The organism is Winogradskyella pulchriflava, assembly GCF_042434315.1.
Taxonomy (GTDB): Bacteria; Bacteroidota; Bacteroidia; order Flavobacteriales; family Flavobacteriaceae; genus Winogradskyella; species Winogradskyella pulchriflava.
This window is the reverse complement of record NZ_JBHLTQ010000005.1, coordinates 76,860-97,627: the sequence shown is the minus strand read 5'-3', so window position 1 is coordinate 97,627 and position 20,768 is coordinate 76,860. Positions and strand designations below refer to the sequence as shown.

Below are 20,768 nucleotides of genomic sequence, written 5' to 3'. Positions count from 1 at the left end.
CCATACATGAATAACAAAATTATCCCCCTTTCCTTGTTGTTGTGTATGGCTTTTTCTTTAAAAGTTTTTTCACAGTCAAAAGTTATTAATTCGGGTTGGCAATATTCTCAAGACAAAACTATTTGGCAAACTATAAATATTCCGCATACTTGGAATATTGAAGATGCTTTTGATGACCAACCAGGTTATCGTCGAGGGTTAGGTTATTATAAAAAGCAGATTTTTATACCTTCAGAAGAGAGCGAAAAAATTCATTATTTAAAATTTAATGCAATAAATCAAGAAGCAACGGTTTTTGTTAATGGTAAAAAAGTTGGAAATCATAAAGGAGGTTATACTGCTTTTAATTTTGATGTCACTAAGTTTCTCAAATATGATGACTACAACCTTATTGAGGTTACTGTAGATAATTCGCACAATATAGATATTCCGCCTTTAGATGCCGATTTTACGTTTTATGGCGGTATTTATCGCGATGTAGAACTCATTTCACTGCCAAAACAACATTTTAGCTTAAAAGATTTTGCTTCAGACGGATTTTACATTGATTATCCTTTTGTTTCAAAGGGTGCAGCTAAAATTGAAATTAAAGCACTAATAGATAATTTTGATTCAAATGAAGTAGAGTTAAATCTAAATTTGGATGTATTTGATAAAGAAGGTAATTCTGTTTTCAATAGTGAGAGTTCTTATGAGGTAAATTCTATTTCAACTAAAACAGTAAATATTAGTGAAATAAAAATAGTATATCCAAATTTATGGTCACCAGACAATCCATATTTATACAAATTACAACTCACATTAAGCGATGAAGATGGAATCATTTTAGACCAAAAACAATCTAACTTAGGCTTTCGTTGGGCAACTGTTGATGCAGAAAAAGGGTTTTTCTTAAACGGAAAACCAATAAAATTAATAGGTGTTAATCGTCACCAAGATCATAAAGATTATGGTAATGCAGTACCAATTGAGCTGCAAAAACAAGATATTCATCTCATCAAAAATATGGGTGCAAATGTGATACGGTTTGCACATTATCCTCACGCTAGAGAATTGTACAAACTTTGTGATGAACTTGGCATTTTAGTCTGGACAGAAATTCCAATAGTTAATAAAGTAACCGATTCCGAAGCATTTTTTGAAGTCTCAAATACAATGCAAAATGAGCACATTAAACAATATTACAACTATCCAAGTGTGGTAATGTTTGGTTATATGAATGAGATTTTTTTAAGACTTGCTTTTGATAATAAATCAACCGAAAAAGAAAAGGAAGATTTAAAAATCACATCATTAAAACTAGCAAGAGAGCTTGAAGATTTAACCCGAAAACTAGCACCAAACCATATTACGGTTATGGCTGGTCATTTAAACGAAGTATATAACGAGACTGGAATTGCCGATTTACCCATGATTTTTGGGTGGAATCTCTATTTCGGCTGGTACGATGCACAAGTTGAAGACTTAGGTAAATTCTTAGACGACCAACATCAGCGGTATCCAAAACGCTCATTGTTACTCTCGGAATATGGTCCAGGAGCAGATGTTAGAATTTTTACCAAGACCCCTAAAAAGTTCGATTTTTCTACTAATTATCAAGCAAAATTGCATCAATCCTATTACAAGCAGATTACAGACAGACCTTTTATGACTGGAATGACAGCGTGGAATTTTGCCGATTTCGGTTCAGAATTCAGAGGTGATGCCATTCCGCACGTTAACCAAAAAGGTTTAGTACAATATGACCGAACACCAAAGGATATTTACTATTGGTACAAATCGGTTTTAGATGATTCTGGACCATTTATTCATATTGCAACTGATTATTTAAAACAGTTAACGGTTTTAGAAGATGAGACATTTCCAATTCAAATCTATTCCAATTCAAAAGACATCAATATAAGTTTGAATGGTAACAATTTAGGCGATTTTAAGGTTGAAAACGGTGTTGTTTCCATCGATATGCCTTTCACAAATGGTGACAATACAATAAAAGTTTCAACTGAAACTATTTCCGAAGAAAAAAGAATTGAAGTCAATCACATTAAAACTTTCAATTTTAAAACTTTCAAACGTTTTGGTATAAATTTAGGTGCACACTTCAACTTTTATGAAGAAGCACAAAACATTACTTTTGTTCCAGACCAAGCGTACAAAAAAGGATGGTTTGGCTATAAAAATGGTTCAGCTTTTGGGATGACTAAAGACAAAAACCAAGGCTTGCCACATAATATTAAAAACACGAATGCAGAGCCTTTGTTTCAAACCTTATTAGAAGGTTGTGATGAGTATAAAGTAGATGTTCCTGAAGGTAATTATAAAGTAACATTATACTTCGTTGAACCTCAAATTAAGCCAACCGAAAACATATATAACCTTTCTGGAAGCACTTCAGAAACTAGTAAGAAACAACGCATTTTTGATGTGTACATTAATGATACATTACTTGAAAAACAATTGAATTTAGCCCAAGCCTATCCTGAAAAATATGGTGTAACGCTTCAGACAACTATTCAAACTAAAAAAGGAATAACTTTAAAACTCAACGCTATTGAAGGGTTACCCGTAATTAGCGGCATTTTAATAGAAAAACTAGACTAAATGAAATTAGTAATAAACGTATTTGTATTCTTATTTGTGCTTACACTGTCAGCACAAAATAAAGCGACATATACCTATTCCATAAAAGGAAATGACACTTTAAAATTGGATGTTTATACACCAGAAAACATCAAAAAAACAGATACGTTGCCTGTTTTGCTTTGGATGCATGGTGGCGGATTTGCTGTTGGTCATAGAGATTACATAGACGATGAAAATTTAGTAAAATATGCTGCCAAAGAACAGAATTATATTGGTATATCCATTTCATACCGCTTGCTAAGAAAAGGCACAAAAACAGGTTTTGGTTGTGATTGTACCAAAGATGAAAAACTCGAAACTTTTAAACAAGCTGCTATTGATTATATGGATGCAGCCAAGTATATTGTTGAACATGCTAATGAACTTCAAATAGATTCTACAAAAATTATTGCTGGTGGTAGCAGTGCAGGCGCAGAAGGCAGTTTAAATGCGGTTTTTATGCGCGAGTATTTTTTAGAAAATGCAGAAGACTATAAAAACGTAAAGTTTGCTGGTGCTTTTTCATGTGCAGGTGCTATTGTGGATGCCAGTTATATGACCAAAGAAAATGCTGTGCCAACCGTCTTATATCATGGAACAAAAGACCAATTGGTACCTTTTGCCAATGCACCACACCATTATTGCGCACCAACAAAAGATGGATATATTATGTTAGATGGTTCTAAAATTATAGCTGATAAATTAGAGGAATTTGAAACCTCATATTATTTCAACATTGTAAAGGAAGCGCGTCACGAAATCTCGAGAATTCCGTACGAAGAATTGGATAAAGTATTCAACTTTTTTGAGCGTACTGTGCTTAATGACGAAGTGATTCAAACCAAAATTGTAAAAACGAAACAGTAATGCGATATAGTGTAGTATTTTTAATAGGTTTTTTGCTATTTCAATCTTGTAAAGAAGTGAAAAAGCAAGATGTCGTTGATGTGCAAAACAAGCGTCCAAATATTGTTTTTATTATGGCAGACGACCATGCAGAACAGGCCATAAGCGCGTATGGACATCCTATAAGTCAACTAGCACCAACACCAAATATTGACAGGATTGCCAATGAAGGTGCGCTCTTTAAAAACAACTTTTGTACAAATTCTATTTGTGGTCCAAGTCGTGCTGTAGTATTAACAGGAAAATTTAGCCATATTAACGGTTTTAAGATGAACGGCAACCGTTTTGATGGTAGCCAACAAACGTTTCCTAAACTGCTTCAAAAAGCAGGTTATAATACTGCAATGATTGGGAAATGGCATTTGCATGGTAATCCGGAAGGCTTTGATTACTGGAATATTTTAAAAGATCAAGGTAATTATTACAACCCTGATTTTATCTCGTTAAATGAAACAACAAAACAAGCAGATACAACCAGGATTGAAGGTTACGCAACCGATATTATTACTGAAGAAGGCTTAGTATATCTAAAAAAAGTGAAAGATTCTGATCAGCCATTTATGCTTATGTTACAGCACAAAGCACCACATCGAAATTGGATGCCAGCGTTACGACATGCTAACAAATACGATTCCATAAAATTTCCATTACCAGATACTTATTTCTCGAATCATGAAGGTTCTTTAGGCTCTCAACAACAATTGCAAACCATTTATAAAGACATGTATGAAGGTCATGATTTAAAAATGACTAAAACAAAAGGTAGTCCGGAATTGGCATGGAATCCTTGGACTACAGATTTTGAACGTATGACCAAAGAACAACGAACAGCTTGGGACAAAGCTTACCAAGCAAAAAATGATGCATTTCATGATGCTAATTTATCTGGAAAAGCATTAGCCGAATGGAAAGGCCAACGCTATTTGCAAGACTATTTAGCAACTATTGCTTCGGTTGATGAAGGAGTTGGTCGTGTTTTAGATTACCTTGAAGAAAATGGATTAGCAGAAAATACTATTGTGATTTACACTACAGACCAAGGGTTTTATTTGGGTGAAAAAGGCTGGTTCGATAAGCGTTATATGTACGAAGAATCGTTAGCTATGCCTTTACTAGTAAAATATCCTAAGACGATTAAACCAGGAACTGTTATTGAAGATTTAACCCAAAACCTTGATTTTGCAGAAACTTTTTTGGATTACGCACAAGCAGAGATTCCTATAGATATGCAGGGTAAATCTCTTAGACCTTTATTAGAACAATCATTTAAAGGTGATGATTTTAGAGATGCAGTGTATTATCATTATTATGATTATCCAGCGTTTCATATGGTGAAAAAGCATTACGGAATTAGAACAAAGCGCTACAAACTCATGCATTTTTATGATGATATTGATACCTGGGAATTATATGATTTAGAGGAAGACCCAAAAGAAATAAACAACCAAATCGATAATCCAGAATATGACGGAATTGAAGCTGAACTAAGAACTCAGTTGGCAGAGCTTCAAAAACAATACAAGGTGACCGATGAAGAATTTAAGCAAGCACCTAAACAGCAAGTAGAACGTGCATACAAACAATTTGAAAGATTACGAGGTGATACCGGAACATCCTATGATCCAACAATCAATAAAGACACTAAATTATAACTCATGAAAAAACTACTTTTTTTCTTTCTCATAACAGTTGTGTTTTCTTGTAAGAATGAGGACAAGCAAAATACAGATATAGATACTAATTTAAAAGAAAATACAACTGCAGAAATAAATACGTCACAGACTTATATTAATCCGTTAGACATAGATTATACCTATATGGTCTATAATTCTAGTAGAAATCAGTCATATCGTTCTGGTGCAGATCCTGCAGTTATCGAGTTTAAAGGTGAATATTATATGTTCGTAACGCGGTCATTTGGCTATTGGCATTCCACAGATTTAGTGAACTGGAAATTCATTAAACCACAACAATGGTTTTTTGAAGGCAGCAATGCACCAACAGCATTCAACTACAAAGATTCCTTGGTGTATTTTGCAGGCGATCCTGCTGGATATGGAAGTATTTTGTATACAGACGATCCTAAAAAAGGATTGTGGACACCAACAGCTTCTATATCAAACAACATACAAGATTCTGAATTGTTTATAGATGATGACGGAAATGCTTATCTGTATTGGGGCTCGTCTAACGTGCATCCCATTCGTGTAAAAATGCTGAATAAAGACGATCGTTTTCTGGAAACTGGCGAGCGAAAAGAACTGATAAATCTTGATGAAGTAAAACACGGTTGGGAACGCTTTGGTGAAAACAACTTTCATCCAACCTTAAAAGAAGGTTATATGGAAGGTGCATCAATGACTAAGCACAACGGAAAGTATTATTTGCAATACGCAGCACCAGGTACGCAATTTAATGTCTATGCCGATGGTGTTTATATTGGCGATTCGCCACTTGGACCTTTCACATATATGAAAAATAATCCGATGAGTTTTAAGCCTGGCGGATTTACAAATGGTGCAGGACACGGCATTACTGTAAAGCAAACCAACGGTCAATACTGGCATTTTGCGACAATGGCATTAGCATCTAACGCACAATGGGAACGTCGTTTATGTATGTTTCCTACCTATTTTGACGACGATGGCTTAATGTACAGTAATACCTCGTATGGTGATTACCCTCGTTTTGGGCCGAGCCATCCTACAAAAGCAGGCGAGCATAACGGTTGGATGCTATTATCATACAAAGGAAATGTAACGGTATCATCTTCGTTACAACAAATAATGAAATTTACCTCTAATGATGATGAAGTTGAAGTAAAAGAAATTCCGACAGAAACCAATACTGAAGGTCAAATTATGTCAAAGGTGTTAACCGATGAAAACCCAAAAACCTTTTGGGTTGCCGAAGCCAATGATGATAAGCAATGGATAACTATTGAATTGTTGAATGAAGGAACCGTACACGCTATTCAGTTAAATTATCACGATCACGAATCAGGTATTTATACACGTGTTGAAGGCTTAAAACATCAATTTACCATTGAAACTTCCGAAGATGGTAAAAACTGGAAAACAGTTGTCGATAGAAGCCAAAGTGCTATTGATGCACCAAATGCTTACTTAGTTTTAGACGAACCTGTAAAAGCAAAATATGTGCGTTACAACAATATAAAAGTACCAGGAAATAACTTCGCCATGTCCGAAGTTAGAGTCTTTGGGCTTGGTTTCGGTGACGTGCCAAATAAAGTGTCTAATTTTAAAATTAATCGAGAAAAAGACCGAAGAGATGCCTCATTTTCTTGGGATAAGGTTGAAGGTGCTCAAGGTTATAATATACGTTGGGGAATTGCCTCAGGCAAACTCTATCAATCTTGGCAAGTCTATGATACCACCACGCATTTTATGAGGTGTTTAGATAGAGATACACCATATTATTTTACCATTGAAGCGTATAATGAAAACGGAATATCTGAGAAAAGTGATTTGATTTTTGTAGAGTAATAATGGAATATATTTTTATTTGAATGTTAGCATTTAAATCTAAAATCATTTTTTTACTAGATGGTTAGAGTTCTACATCGGTAAATAATTTTGAAAGTAATTGTAACATTTCCATACCATTTGCGTCATATAGGTGTAAAAATTACAGAAATCATGGAATCTAATTATCACACATTAAAACGTACGGACAACCAATTAATAATGATTACGCATTTAGCGCAATTATTAACCTATATTACTGGGTTTGGTGGCTTAATAGTTCCGCTTATAATCTGGGCTACTCAAAAAAATAACGTTGATGGAATGGATGCTCATGGTAAATCGATATTGAATTTTCAATTGAGCATTATCATCTATAGTATTTTAAGTATTCCACTAATTTTAGTATTTGGATTAGGAATTCTTACACTTATATTAATAGGAATTTTGGCATTTGTAATGCCAATAATAAACGCTATAAAAGCTAGTAATGGTGAATTACCTAGCTATCCATTATCTCTTAATTTTATTAGTTAGTTAGCTTTCTGAAATAATTCAGAATCAAAGAGATATTAAAAAAGCGCTCACAGTAATGTGGGCGTTTTTATTTATTTAGAAAAAAAATACTCACTTACAGAAAAATACACTAAAGATTAATTGCATAAATACTAAGTTTGTTTAATAGTAGATATGTCACGTTATTTAAAATACATATATATCATTTTTTTTACCTGTGTTTTACAGGCACAAAATCCGGTTTCGGTTAGTATGTCCGAAGTCTCAAATCTTCCTGATGTTGAGTTTTATGATATTGCAGAAGATAACCAAAACTACATATGGCTTGCTGCAAACAAAGGTTTATACCGTTACAACGGAAAAAGTTACAAACACTTTAGTCATCCTCAACAAAGAGGGAATTCTCTTTTTCAATTAAAGTTTGATACTGAAAACCGACTTTGGTGCAATAATATTTACGGACAATTATTTTATGTTGAAAACGATAGCCTAAAGCTGTTTTATGATGCTAATAAATTGGTAAAAGGACAATTGGCTCAGTACGAAATATTAGAAAGCAGTATAAGATTATTTACCGTTACTGGCATTTTTGATATTGATAAAACCACAAAACATATAACCGAAGTCTTTAAAGGTATGTGTATTACTAATGCTAAAGATAATAACAGTAACTACACATTTGTAATCAATCTTGAAGGCGATTTAAAACAACATCGATTATACAAATTTGATAACAATACAAGTACAAAAATACTTGAAATTGCAAGTAGTAATCGTATACAATCACCAAGAATATTTGCCTTTAAAAAAACTGTTTTTTTTACGCACAAAAGTTCTAGTGGAAATGTCATATTTATAATAAATAAAACAAAAAATACTTCAAAAAAAGTAGTAACACCTTCTAGATTAAAAAGTGAAACCATTTATAATGTTTTAAATATTGAAAATGATTATTGGTTTTTAACCAGTTCTGGTATGTTTATTTATGGTTTTGAGAATGAGGTATTTAACTTTAAAGAACAACTTTTCAATACAGAATCTATTACAGATGTTCAAGTAGATTTTAATAAAAACTATTGGTTTACAACATTAGATAATGGTGTGTTTGTGTCGCCAAACTTAAATATTCGTCGATTTGATTTATCCAATATTAAATCTAAAATCACAGCTTCTGTAGCGTTACAAAACAATCAATTTATTTTAGGAACAAATGATGGTAAATTACTGTTTTACAATCAAAATCAGCTAAAAAAAACACTACAATTACCAGGAAAAAAAATTATCGGGAAACTTTTTTTTGAAGCTCAAAGCGAACAATTAGTAGTAAGTATTAATGCTTCAGAATCGTTTGTAGTTAATTTAAAAAATGATAAAATTACCGATGTAAGTAACCGGTTTTCAGTTGCTAAAACATTTTCAAAAATTGATAAAAACACCATGTTTTATGGTAATTATCGTCAAGGTATTGTGTATAAAAATCCGTTTAATCATCCTGAAAAATTTAGTCTTAAAGAAAGTCGTGTAAAAGCTTCGGTGGTTTCTAATAATCACTTGTTTGTATCGTATATCGACGGACTTTACAAATACAATACGCAAACATTTAATACAGAAGAAATCACGTTAAATTCTAAAAGTTTACTAGTTAATACAATAACAAAAACTAACGGAACAGTTTGGATTGCAACCCAACACAACGGATTATTAAAATACGACAATAATACCCTAAAACCTTCAGGAATTAAGCTTCCTAAAAATCTTCAAATTAATGCTATTCATGCCGATGGTTTAGTGTTATGGATTTCAACCGATTCTGGTTTGTTTCAGTATCACACAACGACTCAGCAACTTAAATTGCTAAGTACGCAAGATGGTTTAAATACAGCAGCCAATGATTTTTTAATGCTTCAAGATCAGATAATTGTAAGCTTACCGAAAGCATTTTATGTGCTTCCTAAAACAAATGGGTTATTTAAAACCTTTAAAACTGCCAATGTTAGGGTAGAAGCAGTATCTATAAACGATCGCGATACTTTGGTTGTAAGCCAATACAAATTACCACATAATTTGAATAAAATTGGGTTGACTTTTAATTCTAACGGATTTCAATCTAACCAACATGTTAGCTATCAATACCGCATTAAAGAGATGGATACCAGTTGGCAAAATGTACCATTAAATACGCATTTTGTTACTTTTAATAGTTTGTCTAGTGGTACATATACGTTTGAGTTAAAAGCACAAAATGTAAGCGCAAAACAACCTATTTTTGCTTCACCAATAACCTTTGTTATTGCCAAACCATTTTGGGAAACGTATTGGTTTTACGGCTTGGTTTTAGCATCTATCATAGGTTTAGTTTGGTTGTATTTTAGATGGCAATTACAACAAAAAGAAGCACAGCGTATTGCCGAAATTGATAAAATCTTAATCGATAAAAAAATAACGAATTTAAGACTGGAAAATCTGCGCTCGCAAATGAATCCGCATTTCATTTTTAATGCTTTAAATTCTATTCAAGATTATATTATTTCAAATGAAAAGGAATTGGCAAGCTCGTATTTAGTGAAGTTTAGCCGATTAATCCGTATGTATTTAGATTACAGTCAGCAAAACGAAATTACTTTAGAGGAAGAATTAAACGCTTTAAAACTGTATTTAGAATTAGAAAAAGTGCGTTTTGAAGATGAATTAGAATATACAATTTCGGTTGATAATCAATTGAAAACAAAACAGATAAAAGTACCGTCGTTATTCATTCAACCATATGTTGAAAATGCTTTAAAACACGGATTACTACACAAATTAAACGACCGAAAATTACATATTGAAGCAAAAATTATTCAGCAAAATAAATTAGAAATTACCGTTGAAGATAACGGAATTGGTCGCGCACAATCCGAAAAATTAAAACGACCAAACCAACAACACAAACCGTTTGCTACTAAAGCTAATGAGGAACGTGTACATCTTTATAAAAACAAATTAAAACGTGACATAACTATAACTACCAACGATTTGTATGACGAAAACGACGTTGCTGCAGGTACAAAAGTGATCATCACGATGCCAATACATTAAGATATGAAAGCGATAATTATAGACGACGAAAAACGCGCCAGACATTTACTATCAAACTTACTAACCGAACATTGTGAAAGCATCACAAGCATTGAAGAAGCGCAAGATTTAGCATCTGGTGTCGATTTGATTAAAACCAGTAAACCAGATGTTGTCTTTTTAGATATTGAAATGCCAAATCAGTCTGGATTGGACATTTTAGAATACTTTCCAAATCAGATCGATTTTAAAATCATTTTCGTAACGGCATACAACCAATATGCGATTGAAGCCTTCAAATTATCTGCAGTAGATTATTTGTTAAAACCAGTTGATACTAACGAGCTAAAAGAAGCAGTTGCAAAAGCCGAAGAAGCCATAAAAGCGAATAATTTAAACGACCAATTAAATAAGTTACGCGACTCGTTAAAGCAGCTTTCAATGGATAAAATTGCTTTAGAAATACCAAAAGGAATCATGTTCGCATCGCATAATGATATCGTCTATTTTGAAGCCGATGGTATGTACACTAACGTACAACTTATAGATGGCAAACAAAAAACCATTTGCAAACCATTAAAGCACTTTGTTGAGCAATTGGAACGTAATGCGATGTTTTTTAAATGTCATCGTTCGTATTTAATCAACTTAAAATATGTAGATGAATTGGTAAAAGATGATGGCGATTACTTACTAATGAATAATCAAAAACGCATCCCAATTTCAAAATCTAAACGCGATCAGTTTTTAGATGTGATTAAGGAAACCTTTATGTAGCTTTTCAGAATATCATGTCATTTAGAGTAAAGCGAAGAATCTTGTTAGAATTCCTTCAGAAAAAAAATCATCATTTTCAGAAAAAACCAAATTAAGAATAGTGCTTAAGTGCTTTATTTTGAAGTCCACTAAACACGATTCTTATGAAAAAAATAATTCTATTATTAGCTATAGCTTTATGCTACACAACATCGCATGCGCAATTTGGTAAAATGCTTAAAAATAAAGCCAAAGCAGCAGTAGAGAAGAAGTTAGATAAAAAAGAAACAAGCAGTTCTTCTTCAAAATCTGAAAACGCTTCAGGTATGGTTAGCAGTTCTTCAACATCTAATCAAAATGCATCAAAAACAGAATATACTGATGAAGAATTTAAAGCAGAATTAGCTAAAAAATACCCAAACGACCAGGCGAAACAAGATTTATACTATCAAAAATATCTTGAGAAAAAGCAACAAGAAGCAGAATCTAATAAGCCTAAACCAGCTAATACAGTAAGTGACGAATTCTTATACATGTCGTATCCTTTTGCGATGACCAAAGGTATGAGCGCAGTTGGTGTTGATCGCGTAAAGATAAGACGTCAGATGACAGACATGGGCGATAATGTAGATTTATTTCCTGCACAAGATCCAGAATATGCGTGGTTACGCTTTTTAACAACGCCAGAACTAGTCGCAATGTCACCAGAAGGTTATATAGGTTACGAGTTGGTTTCAGGAATGTTTACAACCAAAGTAGGCGCAGACCGATCGCAAACTTTAGAGCTTGGTACAGGCATGCCTATTTTAGTAAGAGGAATGTTAATTGCAGACGATGTATTTGTAATTTACGCAGCTTCGCACCAAGGCGGACACGCATTTAATGTACCATCGTACATGCATGAAAAAGATATTACTATTTTAAACGTGATAGGTAAAGGCGAACAACAATTTCATTTAGAGTGGTTAGAAAAAGCGAAGCCAATTGTAAAAGAGTTTGAAGCCACGTTAAAAGCAAATTATGATGCTGCTGAAAAATCGACTATGGATGCTATAAAGATGCCAAAAGCAGGTAGCATGAATAGTAAAGCTTCATTAGTAAGTTTTGCTAAAGAAAACGTTTCTAAAACGATAGCAAAAGATGGTGCAAAACTTCTAAAATTAAACATAGAATCTAACGACTGGAATATTGTAACAAATAAATACACAGGTCGTATTTTATACCGTTGGATTAAAGGCGCATTCACAGAAAAAAATAAAAATAACGACTGCTATTTACAAGGTTTTTTAATAAAGCAACAGTACAATGGTAGCGGTTATGGTAGCTCAGAATTTGGTGGTGTTATTCACGGTCAAATGCCTTACGGACAAAAAATGAACTGCGAATAATTAATATACGCTATTAATCATAATTTTTAAAGTCTGCTTATTTGAGCAGGCTTTTTTTATAATATTTAGTGTAAGAATAATCTTCATAAATCATTCAGAAAGAAATTAGAGCTATTCAGAAAAAAGCAAATTGAAAACCTTTAAAAGTGAAGTTATTTTGTTGTTGAATATTAATCTCAACTACAATGAAAAAAACATTACTCTTATTAACCTTTTTAATAGCAACTGCTTGGTGTAGCATACAAGCACAAATAAACATTCCCGATGCTAATTTTAAAGCTTATCTTGTTGGAGATCCAGCTATTAATACTAATAGTGATAGCGAAATTTCGGCTACAGAAGCACAGGCTTTTTCAGGAGAATTATTAATTGATGGTTTGTCAATTTCAGACTTAACAGGTATTGAATACTTTGAAAACATTACACGATTAGATTGTTACAATAATAATTTAACGTCTTTAGATGTTAGTAATAATTTAGCATTAACACGTTTACATTGTGGTTCTAATCAAATTGAAACGTTGGATATTAGTGCAAATACATCAATTACAGATATACAATGCCATAATAATGGTGTTTTATATGAATTAAACATTGCCAATGGTAATAACAGTAATATTAACTGGATGAAAGCCTATGGTAATAGCTTATCATGCATTCAAATAGATGCTGGTTTTACACCACCAGCAGATGCCGGAATATACAGCCAAGGTTGGACTAAAGGTAACTCAGCAGTTTATGGCGACGATTGTGTTGCTCTTAATCAAGTAGTAAACATTCCTGATGCCAATTTTAAAAACTTTTTAGTAAGCGATAACAATATCAATTTAAATGGAGATTCTGAAATAACGATGGCAGAAGCGCAAGCGACTACAGAGTTAATTATGAACGGTATTGGTATTGCAGATTTAACAGGTATTGAAGCATTTATAAATTTAACACTTTTAGATGTTCCTAATAATAACTTAACTACTATTGATGTTAGTAACAACACTAATCTAACAAGATTACATTGTGGAAGTAATCAATTAACTATATTAGATGTTAGTGACATTTCAACATTAGAGCAAGTTCATTGCCAAAACAATCAATTGGTAGAGTTAAACGTAGCCAACGGAAATAATAGCAATTTCATCTACATGAAAGCGTATAATAATCCAAGTTTAACTTGTATTCAAGTTGATGCAGGCTTTTCGCCACCAGCAAATAGCGGTCAGTATAATGTAGGTTGGACTAAAGATAATCAAACAAGTTATAGTGAAAATTGTATTCCTTCAGTGTATTATGTAGATGCTAATGCAACAGGCGCCAACGATGGTAGCTCATGGACAGATGCTTTTACAAACGTAACAGACGCTTTAGCACTTACCAATTTAAATGATGCTGTTTGGGTAGCAAAAGGAACCTATACATTAGCAGATAAAAACACACCAATAGCTGTTAATACAGATGAAGTGGATATTATTGGAGGTTTTGCAGGAACCGAAACTACTTTAGCTGATAGAGACTTAACAACTATTCATACTACAAATGCAACCATTTTTACTGGTGATATTAATGGTGATGATATTGATGGAGATTTTTCATCGAACAAAACAGATAATGCAGAGCGTTTATTTGAATTAAGAACAAGTAACGTCACTTTTGATGGTATAATTTTCGAAAACATTTACGACACCTCGCAATCTGGAGGCGTAGAAGAAAATGGTGTCATATTTATACCAAATAATTTAAATGCTAATAACTTAAAAATTAAAAATTCGGTATTTAGAAATAACTATTCTAATGGGTATTTACTAAAAATTAGAAAATTTAATCAAGGATTACTTATTGAAAATACCAAGTTTATAAATAACATCATTGTTAATATGGGATTGGTTCTCTTAGTATCTGATAGTACAAACGGATATATTTTTACACGTTGGGCAAATGTTTTGGTAGCAGATAACGATATTAATCATTCAGCATTAGAAGTTTATAGAGAAGATTGGAATAACGGAAGCACTTTAGATGTTGTAATTAATAATAGTACGTTTGTTAATAATGATTATAATGGTACTTATGGCAATTCTATAACGGCATCAGGTAATGGAAGTGTAAACCTAAATGTTAATAATTCTATCTTTTGGCAGAATACTGTTAATGGTACAGCAGCTACTAGAGATATTTCCGACGGATTAGACGAGCATTACGATGTGTTTATTAGAAATTCTATTGCAAATGTGTCATCAAACGCAGGAACTTACGGGACATTTAGTGCAACAAACGTAACCACTTTAGATCCAGCAACAGATAATTTAAATTTAGATGCCGAATACAAACCAACATCAGCTTCAAATTATATTGTTGATCAAGGAGATAACGCTTACTACGATGAAGCTTTATTCGGTGATTTAGATTTAGCAGGTAATACAAGATTTTTTAACACCACTATAGATTTAGGAGCTTACGAGTACAATTCTACATTAGGAATTGATGATATTTCTTTAGATACAAACTCAGTAAAACTATATCCAAACCCTGTAAGTGACAGGTTATTTATTAAATCTACAGAGCAAGTTAAAAACATATCTATTTACAACATTAATGGTCAGCTTGTAAAGCAAGCTATTGAAACTACAAACGGTATTGATGTATCTGTATTACCTTCAGGATTATACATGATTCAAATTAAAACATCTAAAAGAACTATTAATCAGAAGTTTCTTAGAAACTAAGTTGGTATAGCATCAACTTAATCTAGCGCTCACAATGTGGGCGCTTTTTTTAACAAACTATTCAAAACAATAACTATGAAATATTTAAAAACAATCACACTCGTAATGCTTACTATTGTATTAACTTCTTGTTCATCTGATGATGATTCCAATACTTCAGAAAGCAATTTTATTAAAGTTGGTGAATCTTCTTTTGAGATGAAAGCAGCATTAGTAGAGCCATCATTTAATTCGGTTTTTTTAAGTTTAACAAATAAAACTGAAGCAGAAATTAATGCTTCTTTTTCAGGAACAACACTAAATAATGTCGATTATTTTACAGCAAGAATCAATCATTTTGATCTTTCGCCTGGAGAAACGTATGATTTAGATGATATTTCTAGTTTAGAATTTATTGTTAATGGAGATGTTATTAATTCTGAATTTGAAAACGGTTTCAGTCAATTTTATAAAAGTGGAAGTAACGCTGATTTTGAAGTTACTTCTGGCAGTATTACTGTTATAGATTATACAGTAGATTCTATTAATTTGTCGTTTTCTTTTACAAGAGGAGATGGCACTGAAATTATAGGGACTTACGTAGGTTCGTTTTTAAATATAAATTCTGAAGATCAATAGATTTCTGCATAGAATATAAAGTTAAAGGTTCATCATAAAATGATGAACCTTTTTATATGAAAAAAAGACTCACCATTACAGTGAGCCTTTTCAATTGTTGAGATAGCAAATTTTTTAGCTTAATTAATTATTAAGCATAACAGGCATAACAAGCATAGTTACATGCTCACCTTCATCTAAACCATCGATAGGTGTTAGGATACCTGCTCTGTTAGGTAAACTCATTTCTAACTGTACGTCATCAGAGTTTAAGTTGTTAATCATTTCAGTAAGGAAACGTGAGTTAAATCCAATTTGCATATCGTCTCCTTGGTAATCACAAGTTAAACGTTCTTCTGCTTTGTTGCTGTAATCTACATCTTCAGCAGAAATGTTTAGTTCTGCACCAGCAATTTTTAATCGTATTTGATGTGTGGTCTTGTTAGAGAAAATACTAACACGACGGACAGAATTCAAAAATTGATTTCTGGCAATAACCAGTTTATTAGGGTTTTCTTTAGGAATTACAGCTTCGTAATTAGGGTATTTACCATCAATTAAACGGCAAATCAAAACTGAATTCTCAAAGGTGAATTTTGCGTTAGACTCATTGTATTCTACTAATACATCGTCATCGCTACCAGCTAAAATACCTTTTAAAAGATTTAGAGGTTTTTTAGGCATAATAAACTCAGCTGTTTCAGTAGCACTTACATCATCTCTAGTGTATTTTACCAATTTGTGTGCATCAGTTGCTACAAAGGTTAAATTGTCTTGAGAAAACTGAAAGAAAACACCACTCATTACAGGTCTTAAGTCATCATTACCAGCCGCAAAAATGGTTTTACTTATTGCAGTAGCTAAGATATCTCCCATGATTGTTGTTTTGCTAGCATCTTCAACAGATACAGCATTAGGGAATTCTGCACCATCAGCATAAGCTAAGGCATATTTACCATGGTTAGAACTTATTTCTACAGTATTGTTTTCTTCAACAACAAAAGTTAAAGGTTGCTCAGGAAATGTTTTTAAAGTATCTAATAACAAACGTGCTGGTAAAGCAATACTTCCTTCAGAATCACTCTCTACATCAATTGTAGAAGACATTGTAGTTTCTAAATCACTAGCAGAAACCGTTAATTTTGAATTACTAAGCTCAAATAGGAAATTATCTAAAATAGGCAATGTATTACTGTTATTAATAACACCTCCTAAAACTTGAAGTTGCTTTAATAAGTATGTGCTTGAAACAATAAATTTCATGTTTAGTATATATGTTTTTTACTTTAAATTAGTCTTACAAATATATCCTAATAGAAGGGTTTTCTAAAACAAACTTATTAACAAAAAATTGTTTCTAAAGCGGGAACGTCTTAACCCAATGTAATGAACTTAATCATGTATATTTCCGTTTCCTCAAATAATTAAAAACAAACCCAAATAAGGCTAAAAGCAGTAATGGCAAAGCAATATTAATTAACTGCCATTTGCCTTTACTTTCTTTAATTTTATCAGAATCTAAGTAAGCAATACTGATTTCTTTTGCTCTAATGTTTATAAGTCCAGTGTCATCAAGCAAGTAATTTATGGTATTAAGTAGAAATTCTTTATTGCCAAAACTTTTTCCTGTAATCTGGTCAAAACCTAATTCTTGAGGTCTGTTTCTAATGACTTCATTTTTTATGATATCACCATCAGAAATGACCACCATTTTAGTTTCTGTACTTGTAGATTTAAAATCCTTAACATTAAATGGTAATACGCGCTTATCATAGACCGATGTAAATTCTCCTTGAAGCAATACTGCTAAGTTTTGAGGTCCTGAATTAAAAGTAGTTTCATCCACTTCTTTAGTAACATCAGCTAAAGAAATACTTGTAGGAACTCCTTCTAGCTTTGACTGTAGAGAACTTTGCAGCAATATGGTTTTTTTTATCTTGTTTTTTAAGGTATCCATAGGGCTGGCAAAATCAAATTTTACCAAGTTTAAATTCTTTGTAATTGGATGATTTGGGTTAGACGCAGCCAAAGGTGAGTATTGCCATTGTACAGGCTGTAATTGTGCTTGACTTCCTTCTCCAATAGCCAACATAATAGGTGCAGAGTAGAGGTCTTTTACTAAACTTGGGTTGACACGTACTCCGTATTTAAAAAAGAAATCATTAAGATTTAAATCTCGTAAAATAGATACACCAGAATTAGAAGCGTTATAAAGACTGTCCTTATCCATAATAACAGATTCCGTTAACCATAAGCTTTTACCGCCATGCATGGTATATTGATCTAAAACAAGTTTTTCATTTTCAGTAAATGCTTCGCTTGGTTTTGCAGCAACGATTAAATCGTATTGTTTTAAATTATCGAGTGTTCCTAGTGGATTTGATGCTACACTGTCTAAAGTAAAAGGGGCAATATTATAATATGGTTGTATGGTTTTTAAAAAATCGGCAATGAAAACATCACCAAGTTCTCCGTTTCCTTTTAAGATGGCTATTTTCTTCGACTTAGATTTTACTAATTTACTAAAGCCATCTGCAAAAGCATATTCCAAGGCTTGTACAGAATTGTTAATTTGTTCTGGTAATCCTTGAGTAATACTTCGTTTTAGTAGCGGGATTTTAACCGTCTTCTCTTTATAGCTTGCAAAAGCCCACGGAAATATAATTTCTTGCGTTACTTTACCAGTACTGTTATCGGTGTTGATGTAAGGTTCTAATCCAGATTTGGTCAACTCTTCAATATGGCGTTGTCGTGTAGATTCATCCTCAATAGGATTGATATAATTAACTCTTATATTGTTGGTTTCTAATTGAAATTCTTCAATAATCTGTCTAACTTCAGTTTGAAGTATTCTAAACTCTGAAGGAAATTCACCTTCTAAAAAGACATCAATTATTAAAGGTGAATCTAAATCTTGAATCAGACTTTTTGAAGCTTCAGAAAGTGTGTAGCGCTTATCTTTTGTTAGGTCAAAACGACCATAGGCTCTATTAGAAATGGTATTGACAACTATTAATCCAATTAAAACAGCGAGTATGTAAATTAATGATTTATTGGTTTTCATTCTCGTATTTTATTTCTTGTTGGTAACGATTTAATGCTATTACCTTGTCATTTTTAAATATAATCTCAACGCATTCTTTTTCACTATTAAAGGCACCAGGCTCAATACCAAGCCCATAATTCCATTTATCATTGTCATGGGATTTGGTGGTGTCATTCCAACTGAGCCATTCATATTTACCAAGTAAAGCTGTAATGTCTTCTTTTGAGGCACCAATTAACGTGTCAGACGCTATAGTATTGTCAATCATTTCGTAACGTAATGCAGGTTTTTCAGTCCATGCTTCACTATCAAAATACTTTTGGTGATGGTAGTTGCTAATGATATTTACAAAAGGGTAAAACATATAAAAATAGACAAAAGGTGTCAGTATTAATGCTATTAATGCAGATAGCCATTTGCGCTTATCAACCGTATTTAAAAACAAAAATAGTAGTACAAAAACTACAATCATAAAAATGACTAAAAAGGGAGTAATAATCATTGTTATTGTTTTTTGATTCTCAGTTTTGTGAATATTAAAAATGCTACCGTAATACTTATAAAATAGACTAGGTCTCTAGTGTCAATAACTCCACGACTCATACTATTGTAATGTGCAGACATACCTAAATTTTCCATATACACCATATTGCCAAATAGGTTGTAATTAGATAAACCTTCAAAACCAAAATAGAAGAAAAAGGAAATAAAAACTGCAATAATAAAAGCTACAATTTGATTGTCTGAAAGGGTAGAGGCAAACACACCAATTGCAGTATAGGCAGCAATTAAAAACAGTAATCCAAAATATGAACCGATAGTACTTCCCATATCTAGATTGCCTTCTGGATTTCCTAATTGTGATACTGTATAGACATATAATAGGGTTGGTATTAATGCCAAAAGAATTAATGCAAAAGCACCAAAATACTTGCCCAACACAATCTGAAAATGCGAAATAGGTTTGGTAACCAACAATTCTAAAGTGCCCTGTTTTTTTTCATCGCTAAAACTACGCATAGTCACAGCTGGTACAAGAAAAATAAGAATCCAAGGAGCTAATAAGAAAAACGAAGATAAACTTGCCAAACCATTATCTAGAATATTGAATTCCCCTTTAAATACCCAAAGAAAAAGTCCGTTTAATAATAGAAAAACACCAATAACCAAATAACCGATTGGCGAGGCGAAGAAGGTGTTTATTTCTTTTTTAAGGATTGCTAACATTAATTTTTAGTATTCAGTATTTAGTGTTCAGTGTCTAGTGCCTAGTGTTCAATAATTTTTAAATTTACTCATTACTTAAGCGAAGCGATCTTATCCACACTCCAAGCTTCGGGCTTTGCATTAAACAACGGTTTTGTTTTGGACCAAACACTTTTAAATAGTTCAGAATGTCTATAATTTTCCAAATCCTCCTCAGCGTTCCAATAACTATACGTAAAAAAGATGTTGGTATTGTTCTGGTCGCGATATAATTCTAAAAAATTACAACCTTCAAAACTTCTAATTTTTGTTTTAACGGTTTCAAAATTAGCTAAGAATTCTTCAATCTTAGACGGTTCAAAACTCATTTTTACAATTCTTACTAACATATCAATAAATAGCCTTTCCTAAATCCTTTCCAAAGGAAAGGACTTTCTCACTGTTGTGAAATTATTTATATATCTTTTTTTGC

At 32.5% G+C, this 20,768-nt stretch carries 15 protein-coding genes; 10 read left to right on the top strand and 5 right to left on the bottom strand.

The genetic code is table 11. The features are described from left to right. Positions 1 to 6: 6 nt before the first annotated feature. The 10 genes from ACFFGA_RS09935 to ACFFGA_RS09890 all read left to right on the top strand — a co-directional run bounded on the left by ACFFGA_RS09935 (position 7) and on the right by ACFFGA_RS09890 (position 16,065). A complete protein-coding gene (locus ACFFGA_RS09935) occupies positions 7 to 2,601 on the top strand; it encodes a glycoside hydrolase family 2 TIM barrel-domain containing protein (RefSeq protein WP_386063256.1) in 2,595 nt (864 codons plus the stop codon). Continuing rightward, the gene (locus tag ACFFGA_RS09930) at positions 2,602 to 3,489 is read left to right on the top strand and encodes an alpha/beta hydrolase (RefSeq protein ID WP_386063253.1); all 888 of its coding nucleotides are present in this window, start codon (positions 2,602 to 2,604) and stop codon (positions 3,487 to 3,489) included. Then, the gene (locus ACFFGA_RS09925) at positions 3,489 to 5,180 is read left to right on the top strand and encodes a sulfatase family protein (RefSeq protein WP_386063250.1); all 1,692 of its coding nucleotides are present in this window, start codon (positions 3,489 to 3,491) and stop codon (positions 5,178 to 5,180) included. Before ACFFGA_RS09930 ends, ACFFGA_RS09925 begins: the two co-directional genes overlap by 1 nt. Positions 5,181 to 5,183: 3 nt before the next feature. Continuing rightward, entirely contained in the window at positions 5,184 to 7,034 is a 1,851-nt protein-coding gene (locus ACFFGA_RS09920) for a family 43 glycosylhydrolase (protein WP_386063248.1), read from the top strand. 153 nt (positions 7,035 to 7,187) lie between these two features. Beyond that, entirely contained in the window at positions 7,188 to 7,550 is a 363-nt protein-coding gene (locus ACFFGA_RS09915; RefSeq protein ID WP_386064338.1) for a DUF4870 domain-containing protein, read from the top strand. 153 nt (positions 7,551 to 7,703) lie between these two features. Then, complete coding sequence (locus ACFFGA_RS09910; RefSeq protein ID WP_386063245.1) at positions 7,704 to 10,607, top strand: sensor histidine kinase; 2,904 nt, start codon at positions 7,704 to 7,706, stop codon at positions 10,605 to 10,607. 3 nt (positions 10,608 to 10,610) lie between these two features. After that, a complete protein-coding gene (locus ACFFGA_RS09905; protein ID WP_386063242.1) occupies positions 10,611 to 11,363 on the top strand; it encodes a LytR/AlgR family response regulator transcription factor in 753 nt (250 codons plus the stop codon). Positions 11,364 to 11,506: 143 nt separating this feature from the next. Beyond that, on the top strand, positions 11,507 to 12,730 hold the full coding sequence (locus ACFFGA_RS09900; protein ID WP_386063239.1) for a hypothetical protein: 1,224 nt from the start codon (positions 11,507 to 11,509) through the stop codon (positions 12,728 to 12,730). Between the two features lie 185 nt (positions 12,731 to 12,915). Continuing rightward, the gene (locus ACFFGA_RS09895) at positions 12,916 to 15,447 is read left to right on the top strand and encodes a T9SS type A sorting domain-containing protein (protein WP_386063236.1); all 2,532 of its coding nucleotides are present in this window, start codon (positions 12,916 to 12,918) and stop codon (positions 15,445 to 15,447) included. A gap of 75 nt (positions 15,448 to 15,522) precedes the next feature. Beyond that, the gene (locus ACFFGA_RS09890) at positions 15,523 to 16,065 is read left to right on the top strand and encodes a hypothetical protein (protein ID WP_386063234.1); all 543 of its coding nucleotides are present in this window, start codon (positions 15,523 to 15,525) and stop codon (positions 16,063 to 16,065) included. A gap of 123 nt (positions 16,066 to 16,188) precedes the next feature. Here ACFFGA_RS09890 and dnaN read toward each other — a convergent pair whose 3' ends face one another. The 5 genes from dnaN to ACFFGA_RS09865 all read right to left on the bottom strand — a co-directional run bounded on the left by dnaN (position 16,189) and on the right by ACFFGA_RS09865 (position 20,685). Beyond that, on the bottom strand, positions 16,189 to 17,307 hold the full coding sequence (gene dnaN, locus ACFFGA_RS09885; RefSeq protein WP_386063231.1) for a DNA polymerase III subunit beta: 1,119 nt from the start codon (positions 17,305 to 17,307) through the stop codon (positions 16,189 to 16,191). A gap of 133 nt (positions 17,308 to 17,440) precedes the next feature. Then, complete coding sequence (gene gldG, locus ACFFGA_RS09880; protein WP_386063229.1) at positions 17,441 to 19,108, bottom strand: gliding motility-associated ABC transporter substrate-binding protein GldG; 1,668 nt, start codon at positions 19,106 to 19,108, stop codon at positions 17,441 to 17,443. After that, complete coding sequence (locus ACFFGA_RS09875; protein WP_386063226.1) at positions 19,095 to 19,592, bottom strand: hypothetical protein; 498 nt, start codon at positions 19,590 to 19,592, stop codon at positions 19,095 to 19,097. Before ACFFGA_RS09875 ends, gldG begins: the two co-directional genes overlap by 14 nt. A 2-nt stretch (positions 19,593 to 19,594) precedes the next feature. Continuing rightward, positions 19,595 to 20,317 (bottom strand): gliding motility-associated ABC transporter permease subunit GldF, encoded by a 723-nt coding sequence (gldF, locus tag ACFFGA_RS09870; RefSeq protein ID WP_386063224.1) that lies wholly within the window; start codon positions 20,315 to 20,317, stop codon positions 19,595 to 19,597. A gap of 71 nt (positions 20,318 to 20,388) precedes the next feature. Continuing rightward, positions 20,389 to 20,685: a putative quinol monooxygenase gene (locus ACFFGA_RS09865; RefSeq protein WP_386063221.1), complete on the bottom strand. Its 297-nt coding sequence runs from the start codon at positions 20,683 to 20,685 to the stop codon at positions 20,389 to 20,391. Positions 20,686 to 20,768: the final 83 nt, after the last annotated feature.

Bases quoted from the DNA above. Each gene is read 5' to 3' on its own strand.
- ACFFGA_RS09895 (WP_386063236.1), top strand. From the start codon at position 12,916: ATGAAAAAAACATTACTCTTATTAACCTTTTTAATAGCAACTGCTTGG.
- ACFFGA_RS09925 (WP_386063250.1), top strand. From the start codon at position 3,489: ATGCGATATAGTGTAGTATTTTTAATAGGTTTTTTGCTATTTCAATCT.
- gldG (WP_386063229.1), bottom strand. From the start codon at position 19,108: ATGAAAACCAATAAATCATTAATTTACATACTCGCTGTTTTAATTGGA.
- ACFFGA_RS09930 (WP_386063253.1), top strand. From the start codon at position 2,602: ATGAAATTAGTAATAAACGTATTTGTATTCTTATTTGTGCTTACACTG.
- ACFFGA_RS09890 (WP_386063234.1), top strand. From the start codon at position 15,523: ATGAAATATTTAAAAACAATCACACTCGTAATGCTTACTATTGTATTA.
- dnaN (WP_386063231.1), bottom strand. From the start codon at position 17,307: ATGAAATTTATTGTTTCAAGCACATACTTATTAAAGCAACTTCAAGTT.
- ACFFGA_RS09915 (WP_386064338.1), top strand. From the start codon at position 7,188: ATGGAATCTAATTATCACACATTAAAACGTACGGACAACCAATTAATA.
- ACFFGA_RS09875 (WP_386063226.1), bottom strand. From the start codon at position 19,592: ATGATTATTACTCCCTTTTTAGTCATTTTTATGATTGTAGTTTTTGTA.
- ACFFGA_RS09865 (WP_386063221.1), bottom strand. From the start codon at position 20,685: ATGTTAGTAAGAATTGTAAAAATGAGTTTTGAACCGTCTAAGATTGAA.
- ACFFGA_RS09920 (WP_386063248.1), top strand. From the start codon at position 5,184: ATGAAAAAACTACTTTTTTTCTTTCTCATAACAGTTGTGTTTTCTTGT.
- gldF (WP_386063224.1), bottom strand. From the start codon at position 20,317: ATGTTAGCAATCCTTAAAAAAGAAATAAACACCTTCTTCGCCTCGCCA.
- ACFFGA_RS09905 (WP_386063242.1), top strand. From the start codon at position 10,611: ATGAAAGCGATAATTATAGACGACGAAAAACGCGCCAGACATTTACTA.
- ACFFGA_RS09910 (WP_386063245.1), top strand. From the start codon at position 7,704: ATGTCACGTTATTTAAAATACATATATATCATTTTTTTTACCTGTGTT.
- ACFFGA_RS09900 (WP_386063239.1), top strand. From the start codon at position 11,507: ATGAAAAAAATAATTCTATTATTAGCTATAGCTTTATGCTACACAACA.
- ACFFGA_RS09935 (WP_386063256.1), top strand. From the start codon at position 7: ATGAATAACAAAATTATCCCCCTTTCCTTGTTGTTGTGTATGGCTTTT.